Below are 9494 nucleotides of genomic sequence, written 5' to 3' on the forward strand. Positions count from 1 at the left end.
CATGGCTACGCACGCAGATCCGCGTGACATCATCCTGGCGCCGGTGATCTCCGAGAAGTCCTACGGGCTTATCGAAGACAACGTCTACACCTTCGTGGTGGCGCCTACCTCGAACAAGACCGAGATCAAGATCGCGATCGAGAAGATCTTCGATGTCACTGTCACCAGCGTTAACACCGCCAACCGCCAGGGCAAGCGCAAGCGCACCCGCACCGGTTACGGCCGACGTAAGTCGACCAAGCGCGCAATCGTGACGCTGGCCGCCGATTCCAAGCCCATCGAGATCTTCGGAGGACCGGTCGGCTGACGCCGATTGGACCTTCAGATAAGGACTAAGACTCATGGCTATTCGTAAGTACAAGCCGACGACCCCCGGTCGTCGTGGCAGCAGCGGCTCGGACTTCGCCGAAGTCACCCGTAACCATCCGGAGAAGTCGCTTGTTCGCCCACTACACGGTCGTGGTGGACGAAATGCGCACGGACGCATCACCACTCGTCACAAGGGTGGCGGCCACAAGCGTGCCTACCGTCTGATCGACTTCCGTCGTCACGACAAGGACGGCGTCAACGCCAAGGTCGCTCACATCGAGTACGACCCCAACCGCACCGCACGCATCGCACTGCTGCATTACCTCGACGGCGAGAAGCGCTACATCATCGCGCCGAAGAACCTCAACCAGGGCGACATCGTGGAGAGCGGCGCAGGCGCCGACATCAAGCCAGGCAACAACTTGCCGCTGCGCAACATCCCGACCGGTACCACCGTGCATGCGGTGGAGCTGCGTCCGGGTGGCGGTGCCAAGATGGCCCGCAGCGCGGGTGCCGGCATCCAGTTGCTCGGTAAGGAAGGCGCTTACGCCACGCTGCGTATGCCCTCCGGCGAAATCCGTCGTGTCGACGTGCGCTGCCGCGCAACCGTCGGCGAGGTGGGTAACGCCGAGCAGAGCAACATCAACTGGGGCAAGGCCGGCCGTATGCGGTGGAAGGGCAAGCGCCCAACCGTCCGTGGTGTCGTGATGAACCCGGTTGACCACCCGCATGGTGGTGGTGAGGGTAAGACCTCCGGTGGTCGTCACCCGGTCAGCCCGTGGGGTCAGCCGGAAGGCCGTACCCGCAGTAAGAACAAGGCGAGCGACAAGCTCATCGTCCGGCGCCGTCGCACCGGCAAGAACAAGCGATAACAAGGAGGGAGTTAGAGAATGCCACGCAGCCTCAAGAAAGGCCCGTTCGTCGACGACCACCTCCTTGCGAAGGTGGACACGCAGAACGAAAAGGGCACCAAGCAGGTCATCAAGACCTGGTCACGCCGTTCGACCATCATCCCCGACTTCATCGGACACACCTTTGCGGTGCACGACGGCCGCAAGCACGTCCCGGTGTTCATCTCGGACAACATGGTCGGCCACAAGCTGGGCGAGTTCGCCCCGACACGTACCTTCAAAGGTCACATCAAGGATGACCGGAAAGCGAAGCGTCGGTAACCATGAGTACACAAACCGAGAATCCGACCGCTAAGGCAATTGCCAAGCACGTCAGCGCGACGCCGATGAAGGTACGTCGTGTGCTCGCACTCGTGCGCGGCAAGAACGTCGACGAGGCACTGGACATCCTGCGGTTCGCTCCGCAGGCTGCCAGCGAACCGGTCTACAAGGTGCTCGCCAGCGCGATCGCCAACGCGGAAAACAACCTGGGTCTGGATCGTCGCACCCTGGTCGTCTCCGAGACGTTCGCCGACGAAGGCCCGACGCTCAAGCGGTTCCAGCCGCGTGCGCAGGGTCGCGCATTCCGCATCCGTAAGCGCACCAGCCACATCACCGTGATCGTGGAAAGTGTCGCCAAGGCCGAGGGTGGCCGCGCTCGTTCGCGCCAGCCCAAGAAGGGAGCCTAGTAGTGGGCCAGAAAATCAACCCGCACGGCTTCCGTCTGGGCATCACCACCGACTGGAAGTCGCGGTGGTACGCAGACAAGCAGTACGCGGAATACGTGAAAGAGGATGTCGCCATCCGCAAGCTCCTGGCCACCGGCCTTGAGCGTGCCGGCATCGCCAAGGTGGAGATCGAGCGCACGCGTGACCGCGTCCGCGTCGACATCCACACCGCCCGACCGGGCATCGTCATCGGTCGCCGTGGCGCCGAGGCTGACCGGATCCGTGGCGACCTGGAGAAGCTGACCGGCAAGCAGGTGCAGCTGAACATCCTCGAGGTGAAGAACGCAGAGTCCGAGGCCCAGTTGGTGGCCCAGGGCGTCGCTGAGCAGCTGAGCAACCGGGTGGCATTCCGTCGCGCGATGCGTAAGGCGATTCAGTCGGCGATGCGTCAGCCGAATGTGAAGGGCATCCGGGTTCAGTGCTCGGGACGCCTGGGTGGCGCAGAGATGAGCCGCAGTGAGTTCTACCGCGAGGGACGCGTGCCGCTGCATACGCTGCGCGCCGACATCGACTACGGACTTTACGAAGCCAAGACCACCTTCGGCCGTATCGGTGTGAAGGTCTGGATCTACAAGGGCGACATCGTCGGTGGTAAGCGTGAGTTGACCGTGGCCGCAGCGCCTGCCGACGACCGTCGTTCGCGTCGCCCCAGTCGGCCGCGTCGCAGTGGTGCTTCGGGCACCACCGCGACCAGCACCGAGGCAGGACGTGCCGCTGAGGCACCTGCCGCGGTCGCGACCGACGCACCGGCGTCGACCGAAGCGAATCAGGAGAGCTAGCCATGTTGATCCCACGTCGGGTTAAACACCGCAAGCAGCATCACCCCAGCCTGAAGGGCCAGGCGTCGGGCGGCACCAAGGTGACGTTCGGCGAGTACGGCATCCAGGCTCTGCAGGGTGCGTACATCACCAACCGTCAGATCGAGTCGGCACGTATTGCCATCAACCGGCACATCAAGCGTGGTGGCAAGGTGTGGATCAACATCTTCCCGGACCGCCCGCTGACTAAAAAGCCCGCCGAGACCCGCATGGGTTCCGGTAAGGGTTCGCCCGAGTGGTGGGTCTCGCCGGTCAAGCCGGGGCGCGTGCTATTCGAGCTGAGTTATCCCGATGAGGCAGTCGCTCGCGAGGCCCTGCGCCGCGCGCAGCACAAACTGCCCATCAAGACCCGCATCGTGACTCGAGAGGAGCAGTTCTGATGGCATTGGGAACCGCCGCTGCCGAGCTCCGTGAGCTCGGTGATACCGACCTCGTCGATCGCCTCAAGGAGTCGAAGGAAGAGCTGTTCAACCTTCGTTTCCAGATGGCTACCGGCCAGCTCGACAACAACCGCCGTCTGCGCACCGTGCGTCGCGAGATTGCCCGGATCTACACGGTCATGCGCGAGCGTGAGCTCGGCTTGGCTGCCGGACCGGAGGCTGACGCATGAGTGAGGACCAGAAGGTGACAGTTAATACAAGCGATACCACTGAGGAGCGCGCCCGCCGTAAAGAGCGGATCGGGTACGTCGTCAGTGACAAGATGCAGAAGACCATCGTGGTCGAGCTGGAAGATCGTAAAAGCCACCCGCTCTACGGCAAGATCATCCGCACGACCAGCAAGGTCAAGGCACATGACGAGAATGGTGACGCCGGCATCGGCGACCGCGTTCGTCTGATGGAGACCCGTCCGCTGAGCGCAACCAAGCGCTGGCGTCTGGTCGAGGTGCTGGAGAAGGCCAAGTAGGTCTGTCCGGCTCTCAAGCCTAAGCAAACAAGCGGCCCAGTCCCGAAAGGGATTGGGCCGCTTTGTTTTTGGGGCGATGCCGACGTCGCCGGCCTGTCCGTCAGTCTTGTCCGTCGGTCCGTCGATCTGTCGGTCCGTCCGTCCGTGCGTCTGTTGAAAATCGTCCGAATAGTACCCAGCCAAGGGCAACTTGCCCTTGCCGAGACACTATTCGGACGATTTTCACGGGCAGGGCAGGGCAGGGCAGGGCAGGGCAGCTACGCGGCCGAAATCTCCAGCCCCACATTCTTGTTCATGCCGCCGCGCAACTTGCTGAACACGTTGAACACTTTCCCGACGATGCCGTACCGACGACCGATGGCGTCGTAGACCTCGCCGTTGCGGGATTTGTCGAGAATTACCGCGGTGGCTTCGACGGCGTCGCCTTTGACATTGCCGCGGGCATCGCAGACAGCGACGGTGACCCGTGGAGTGTTGCGGATGCGTTTGACCTTCCACGCCGACCCCTCGGTGATGACGAGGAGTTTGTCGCCGCTGGGGGCGGCCCAGATCGCGGTCGGCTTGGGCCGGCCGTCCTTGGTGAAGGTGGTGAGCGAGATGTACTTGGCTTTGGCGACGTCAGCGAAAGTTGGCATGTACCAACTGTAGTTGTGCTGCGACATCGGCGTCGATCAGTCGCCGATCCGCAGCCCGTACGCCATCGCGAACTCCAGTGCGTGGTGCGGGTCGACGCGCGCGCCGTCGACCTTGGCCTGGCGCCACAGCGTCGGGTCGATGCGGGCGCCGTGCAGGGTCGTATCGCGCAAAATGGCACCGATGGCACGGACCGACGACAGGTCCGCACCCGACAGGTCCGCACCGGTGAGGTCGGATTCGCCGAGGTTCGCTTCCCGCAGCCGGCAGCCGGTCAGCTCGGCACGGAGCAATCGCAACCCTGCGAGCGACACGAGTGTCAGGTCGCAATCGGTGAGTTTCCAACGCTGCGTTCGTGATTCGGAGATTACCGACCCGACGAGCGAGCAGTCCGACATCGTGATGGCAGAGAGTTGAGTGCGCCGGAATATGCAATTGCGAAACGCGCTCGACCGATGCGTCGAATCCGCGAGGTTGGCGCCGGTGAAGTCGCAGCCGTCGAATACGACGGAGGTTGTCGTCAGGTCGGAGAGGTCGGCGTCGAAGAACGTACAGTCGGTGAACGCCCGCTCGGTCCAGGTCTCACCGGCGAAATTCTCATCGGCGAAATTCTGGCCGATCGCGTCGTCGGCTATGGCTGCAGCCAGGTGAGGACTTCGTCGGTTACCGGACGCGACGCCTCGGCATAGTCAGGATTGTTGGTCAGGAACATTGCGACGAGGGGACATACCCCGACGATCAGTTTGTTCTCGGCCCGTGTGGCGTCGAGCGCTTCCTTGACGAGAATCGTGGCGAGGCCGCGTCCGCCGAAGGCTTCGCCGACTTCGGTGTGGTAGAAGATTCGTTCGGCGGCGCCGTCGTAGTCGCGATCGCGATAGACGGTAAATCCGGCAAGCTCACCATCGGCGTAAACCTCGTAACGACGGAGGTCGGGGTTTGCCGAAATGGTGACTTGGGCGCCTGTTTTGTCGGTGGTCACTCGGATGAGTGTAGTAGTGGCAAGCCGACATTGAACGGCGAGGCATTACCTCGACGTGTCGGCAGAGATTGCGGGGGAGTTAGGCGTTGACCAGACTTGGGCGGCGCGGATCGAGCAGATCCGACCCAGCTGGCACGTCCGCGGGGTCGTTGCCCTCGGTCAGTACGCGGTTGTCAGCGTCTACAAATACGACATGCGGCGAATATTCGCGGACCTCGGCCTCGTCCATGATGCCGTAGGCGATGATGATCACGAGGTCGCCGGGGTGGACGAGGTGGGCAGCCGCACCATTGATGCCGAGTACTCCAGATCCGCGTTCACCGGCAATGACGTAGGTTTCCAGTCGCGCACCATTGTCGATATCGACGATGGTCACCTGTTCGCCCTCGCGCAGGTCCGCTGCATCGAGGAGATCGGCATCGATAGTCACGGATCCGACGTAGTGCAGGTCTGCCTGTGTCACGACCGCTCGGTGGATTTTCGATGTCATCATGGTTCGAAACATGGGTTTCGCGCCCTTCCGTTTGCCTGCTTCCTCGATGCTACATCGGGAGCAGGGCGGTATTCGTTACGATTTTCGGCCGATCAGTGTCCGTAGTCAACCCGCCCGACGTCGGATCTAGCGGTCGGTTGCGGCCTTGCGGTAGCCGCGCAGCGCCGGGTAGGTGGTGAGCGCGAGGATCGCGACCGCCCAGATCGCGACGATAATCAGGTTCTTGGTGATTGGACCGCCGATGGCGAGTGATCGCATGACCTCGATGGCCGGCGTCATCGGCTGGTATTCGACGATCGGCTGCACCCAGGTCGGATACGACTTCAGCGGAACGAAACCGGAATTGAAGAACATCATGAAACTCGACAGCAGCGAAAGCAGTGGGACCAAAGGGGCACCCGGTTTGGCGCTGACCGCAAGGGCGAGCACCAACATCGAGAATGATGCCCCGTAGAGCAATGCGACACCGACGATGCCGATTGCCGGTAGCACGCCCTGGGTGAAGCGGAATCCGATGAGGTGGCCGGCCGCCAGCAGCACCAGGGTCGTGACGAGGACTCGGAACAGTTCGGCGACGAGCCGCGAGGTGATATCCGCGCCACGATTGATCGGCATCACGTACAGCCGGCCCAAGAGCCCTGAGCCGCGTTCCTGGTTCAGTCGGACGGCGGCGGCCATCGAGCCGAACATCGCGCCGACCAGAATCACTAGCGGCACGGTGCCGTAAGCGCTGTTCTGCCCGGTGGTTTGGGCGATGGAGTCGCCGAGGACCACCTTGAACATGATCATCGACACCGCGGGCATCAGCAGGCTCTGCATCATCGTGACCGGATCGCGGAACCAGACCATCAATTGCCGCCCGACCAGCGGCCCCGATTGGGTGAACCAGGCGCGAATACTGCCTTCACGCGGGGTGTCGGGGTTGGGGAATCCGGCGGGATCCAGGTATTTCGGCGCTGTCATCGTCGCACCCTCCGGTTTCCGAGAACAACCACGATGACCGCGAAAATGCTGAGACCGATACACCACCACACCGTCGGCCCGACGTTGTACCAGGTGATGTCACCTTCGTCGAAGGCGCGCATCGCGTTGGTGATCTGCGAGACGGGTTGGTTACGTGCGAACGGTTGGATCCAGTCGGGGAACTGGTCCTCGGTGACGAATCCGGTGGAACACATCCCCAGGATGAGTAGCGGCAACGCGAGTGCCTGGCTGGTCGCTTCCGGGCTACCCGACAGCAGGCCGATTCCGTCGCAGAGCAAGCTGACGATCACGCCGACGCCGATAGCGACGCCGTATAGGCCGACGATCCCGACGATGCCGCCCTGCGGTCGCCAGCCGATGACCAGGCAGATGATCGACGCGAACACCACCGACACCGTCAACAGGGCGGTGTTGGTGGTCAGTCGGGCGAAGGTCGGCACGGTCGCGTTCATCGGGAGCACGCGGAACCTGGTGTTGATGCCCTTCTGGCCGTCGATCGACGCGCGCATCGCGGCCGCCGACGCCGTGAAGGCGATCGACTGCAACACGATGACCGGCATCAGGTACTGCGCGTAGTCGATGCCGCGGGTTTCCATGATCGACCGCAGGGGGAGATAGAAACAGACAGCCAAGAACAACGGCGAGACGATAGCGAAGATGAATTCGCCGTTCTTGATGATGCTGGTTATCCCGCGCCACGACAACGCACGCCACTGTTCGAGTGTGCTGATCCGAAGTTCACGCGCGGGTGTGATCAACGGTTGCGAGGATGAACCCAACGTCAACTCCCGTCCCTGGCCGGATCGGTCAGATGCAGGAAGACTTCGTCGAGTGAAGGTCGGCGCATGGTGATGTCGGAGAGTTCAAGACCTGCCTCGGTGGTTCGTCGAACCACTTCGACGAGGGTATTCGCTCCATCGGGGGCCGGTACCGAGATCGTGAGGTCGTCGGGGTTGGAGATCTGATCGCCCACCAGATCGGCCAGCAGATGCCGCAGCCGGGGGAGGTCGGCTCCGTGTTCGGGTGTGACATCGCAATACGCCGCACCGGTTCGGGTCTTGAGATCGTCGGAGGTGCCCTCGGCGATGACACGGCCTTTGTCGATGACGACGATATTGTCCGACAGCATGTCGGCCTCTTCGAGGTATTGCGTAGTGAGCAGGGTCGTCACGCCGGTGGCCTTGAGGCTTTGGATCAACGCCCAGACATCCTGGCGGCTGCGCGGATCGAGGCCGGTTGTCGGTTCGTCCAGAAATACGACCTTGGGCGATGTCACCAGTCCGCAAGCGATGTCGATCCGACGGCGCATTCCGCCGGAATACTGGCCGACGCGTTTACCGCCGGCCTCGGTCAGCGAGAAATGGTCCAGGAGTTCATCGGCGCGGGCCTTGGCCTCCGACTTGCGCAGGCCCAAGAGTCGACCGAACAGGATTAGGTTTTCCCGTCCGGTGAGCGACTCGTCCAATGCGGCGAATTGCCCGGTCAGCATGATCGACTTGCGGACGTCGGATGCCTGTTTGACGATGTCGTGTCCGCCGACGACGGCATGGCCGCCGTCGGGGCGCAGCAGTGTGCACAACATATTGACGGTCGTCGTCTTGCCCGCACCGTTGGGGCCGAGTAGCGCGACAATACTTCCGGTCGGAACCCGGAAACTCACATCTTCGACGGCGACCATGTCTTTGAAGCGTTTGTGCAGATTGACTGCTTCGATGGCGTAGTCGCTCGATGCCGCGAATCTTTCTTCGGCTCGCGGATCGGGTAACCAGGAGGCCGCTAGCGGCCCGTCTCGAAGTGATTGATCCGCGGTTTCATATTGCGCCGCAAAGGGTTCGGGTCGTCTCGGTGGAGCCGACGCGAGTGGTGGAATCGGGACCGCTGGCGCAACCGGCGGCGCCGGTTCGAAGGTTTGCCACGACGTAGTGGGAGCCGGTGACTCGGCAAGGTGCTGGGTAGCCGAGCCGGTCGACGCCCCGGCAGGCGGTTGCGGCGGGGGCGAGTATCTGTCAGGTGCGTGCGCCGATCGTGCGCCGATTGTGCGCCGCGGGCGGGCGGGCTCAGAGTCCAGAGGTGCCAACACCGGCATACTGTGCCGGCCCGCGTGAGTGGTGAACCGATCAACTGGATCGGCATCGCGCGCGCGGCCGGGTGCCGGCGTCCACGGATTGTGTTTCGGATTCGACGCACGAGGGGAGGTGGGTGTGGCCTGACGCAGATTGGCCGGAGGCGTGGGTATGGGTCGTGGGCGCGGTATGGGGCCGCCGTCGGCGATGCGCTGATTGGACTCCCGCCACAGCTGAAGTTGCGCTGCGATCGGATCGTCGAACGCGTCGTCGCCGGGAGTCGATTGGCGCCTGACATTCACGTCCGACACAGTCGCACTCCTTCTCGATGATTCGTTGGCGAGGCACCAGTGCCGCGAAAAACGTGCCCAGTGTAGTCAATGTAAAACCTACGCAGTCCATCGCTCGAAAGCGACGCGCAGTTACTTTTCGATCCCGCCGATACAGTTGAACAGGGATGGTAACGCTGTGAGTACTGCCCGCGAAATAACTATGCGGCGCTGGCCTGGACCGTGTATTTACAGTGGTCAAGACACAATTCGATATGGAGATGATTACGACCTGATCAGTACTCGGCCCGCGGTTAGGAAACACGCGGATACTCGCAGGGTTCGAGTTGCCGGTCAGGTGATTAGATTTCGACAGTCGGCGCGATAATCGTTACTGACTAGACCATTGGGAAAGGGAATCA

At 62.5% G+C, this 9494-nt stretch carries 15 protein-coding genes and 1 pseudogene; 8 read left to right on the top strand and 8 right to left on the bottom strand.

The genetic code is table 11. The features are described from left to right. The first annotated feature begins 1 nt into the window (after nt 1). From rplW to rpsQ, 8 genes are read left to right on the top strand one after another with little or no spacing between them, the layout of a single operon-like run. Complete coding sequence (rplW, locus tag AAFP29_RS04515) at nt 2–307, top strand: 50S ribosomal protein L23 (protein WP_419216103.1); 306 nt, start codon at nt 2–4, stop codon at nt 305–307. A 34-nt stretch (nt 308–341) separates the two neighbouring features. Continuing rightward, complete coding sequence (gene rplB, locus AAFP29_RS04520) at nt 342–1181, top strand: 50S ribosomal protein L2 (protein WP_419216104.1); 840 nt, start codon at nt 342–344, stop codon at nt 1179–1181. A gap of 18 nt (nt 1182–1199) precedes the next feature. After that, nucleotides 1200–1481 carry a 30S ribosomal protein S19 gene (rpsS, locus tag AAFP29_RS04525; RefSeq protein ID WP_007318897.1) on the top strand — a complete coding sequence of 94 codons (282 nt, stop codon included), beginning with the start codon at nt 1200–1202 and terminating at the stop codon, nt 1479–1481. A 2-nt stretch (nt 1482–1483) separates the two neighbouring features. After that, nucleotides 1484–1888 carry a 50S ribosomal protein L22 gene (gene rplV / locus AAFP29_RS04530; protein ID WP_419216105.1) on the top strand — a complete coding sequence of 135 codons (405 nt, stop codon included), beginning with the start codon at nt 1484–1486 and terminating at the stop codon, nt 1886–1888. 2 nt (nt 1889–1890) lie between these two features. After that, nucleotides 1891–2706, top strand: a complete 816-nt coding sequence (gene rpsC, locus AAFP29_RS04535; RefSeq protein WP_419216106.1) for a 30S ribosomal protein S3 — start codon at nt 1891–1893, stop codon at nt 2704–2706. A 2-nt stretch (nt 2707–2708) separates the two neighbouring features. Further along, on the top strand, nt 2709–3125 hold the full coding sequence (gene rplP, locus AAFP29_RS04540; RefSeq protein ID WP_419216107.1) for a 50S ribosomal protein L16: 417 nt from the start codon (nt 2709–2711) through the stop codon (nt 3123–3125). Beyond that, nucleotides 3125–3355 (top strand): 50S ribosomal protein L29, encoded by a 231-nt coding sequence (gene rpmC / locus AAFP29_RS04545; RefSeq protein ID WP_007318901.1) that lies wholly within the window; start codon nt 3125–3127, stop codon nt 3353–3355. Before rplP ends, rpmC begins: the two co-directional genes overlap by 1 nt. Continuing rightward, a complete protein-coding gene (rpsQ, locus tag AAFP29_RS04550; RefSeq protein WP_419216108.1) occupies nt 3352–3651 on the top strand; it encodes a 30S ribosomal protein S17 in 300 nt (99 codons plus the stop codon). Before rpmC ends, rpsQ begins: the two co-directional genes overlap by 4 nt. A gap of 257 nt (nt 3652–3908) precedes the next feature. On the opposite strand, the gene AAFP29_RS04555 is transcribed toward rpsQ, so the two are convergent. The 8 genes and pseudogenes from AAFP29_RS04555 to AAFP29_RS04590 form a co-directional block, all read right to left on the bottom strand. Then, the gene (locus tag AAFP29_RS04555) at nt 3909–4286 is read right to left on the bottom strand and encodes a PPOX class F420-dependent oxidoreductase (protein WP_419216109.1); all 378 of its coding nucleotides are present in this window, start codon (nt 4284–4286) and stop codon (nt 3909–3911) included. 36 nt (nt 4287–4322) lie between these two features. Next, nucleotides 4323–4598 (bottom strand): pentapeptide repeat-containing protein, encoded by a 276-nt coding sequence (locus AAFP29_RS04560; protein ID WP_419216110.1) that lies wholly within the window; start codon nt 4596–4598, stop codon nt 4323–4325. 78 nt (nt 4599–4676) lie between these two features. Next, nucleotides 4677–4931: pseudogene (locus AAFP29_RS04565) on the bottom strand (pentapeptide repeat-containing protein); the annotation flags it as partial. Beyond that, nucleotides 4916–5263 (bottom strand): GNAT family N-acetyltransferase, encoded by a 348-nt coding sequence (locus tag AAFP29_RS04570; RefSeq protein WP_419216111.1) that lies wholly within the window; start codon nt 5261–5263, stop codon nt 4916–4918. The pseudogene AAFP29_RS04565 and the gene AAFP29_RS04570, both read right to left, overlap by 16 nt. Nucleotides 5264–5342: 79 nt before the next feature. Then, nucleotides 5343–5768, bottom strand: coding sequence for an aspartate 1-decarboxylase (panD, locus tag AAFP29_RS04575; protein ID WP_419216112.1), 426 nt, complete (start codon nt 5766–5768; stop codon nt 5343–5345). A gap of 114 nt (nt 5769–5882) precedes the next feature. Then, nucleotides 5883–6719 (bottom strand): ABC transporter permease, encoded by an 837-nt coding sequence (locus AAFP29_RS04580; protein ID WP_419216113.1) that lies wholly within the window; start codon nt 6717–6719, stop codon nt 5883–5885. Next, entirely contained in the window at nt 6716–7498 is a 783-nt protein-coding gene (locus tag AAFP29_RS04585; RefSeq protein WP_419216114.1) for an ABC transporter permease, read from the bottom strand. Before AAFP29_RS04585 ends, AAFP29_RS04580 begins: the two co-directional genes overlap by 4 nt. 23 nt (nt 7499–7521) lie before the next feature. After that, on the bottom strand, nt 7522–9114 hold the full coding sequence (locus AAFP29_RS04590) for an ATP-binding cassette domain-containing protein (RefSeq protein WP_419216115.1): 1593 nt from the start codon (nt 9112–9114) through the stop codon (nt 7522–7524). Nucleotides 9115–9494: the final 380 nt, after the last annotated feature.

The sequence above is a fragment of the Gordonia sp. CPCC 205333 genome, from assembly GCF_048537885.1.
Classification (GTDB): domain Bacteria; phylum Actinomycetota; class Actinomycetes; order Mycobacteriales; family Mycobacteriaceae; genus Gordonia.

Coding starts and splice junctions, on each gene's coding strand:
- rplW (WP_419216103.1), top strand. CDS start 2: ATGGCTACGCACGCAGATCCGCGTGACATCATCCTGGCGCCGGTGATC.
- rplB (WP_419216104.1), top strand. CDS start 342: ATGGCTATTCGTAAGTACAAGCCGACGACCCCCGGTCGTCGTGGCAGC.
- rpsS (WP_007318897.1), top strand. CDS start 1,200: ATGCCACGCAGCCTCAAGAAAGGCCCGTTCGTCGACGACCACCTCCTT.
- rplV (WP_419216105.1), top strand. CDS start 1,484: ATGAGTACACAAACCGAGAATCCGACCGCTAAGGCAATTGCCAAGCAC.
- rplP (WP_419216107.1), top strand. CDS start 2,709: ATGTTGATCCCACGTCGGGTTAAACACCGCAAGCAGCATCACCCCAGC.
- rpmC (WP_007318901.1), top strand. CDS start 3,125: ATGGCATTGGGAACCGCCGCTGCCGAGCTCCGTGAGCTCGGTGATACC.
- rpsQ (WP_419216108.1), top strand. CDS start 3,352: ATGAGTGAGGACCAGAAGGTGACAGTTAATACAAGCGATACCACTGAG.
- AAFP29_RS04555 (WP_419216109.1), bottom strand. CDS start 4,286: ATGCCAACTTTCGCTGACGTCGCCAAAGCCAAGTACATCTCGCTCACC.
- panD (WP_419216112.1), bottom strand. CDS start 5,768: ATGTTTCGAACCATGATGACATCGAAAATCCACCGAGCGGTCGTGACA.
- AAFP29_RS04580 (WP_419216113.1), bottom strand. CDS start 6,719: ATGACAGCGCCGAAATACCTGGATCCCGCCGGATTCCCCAACCCCGAC.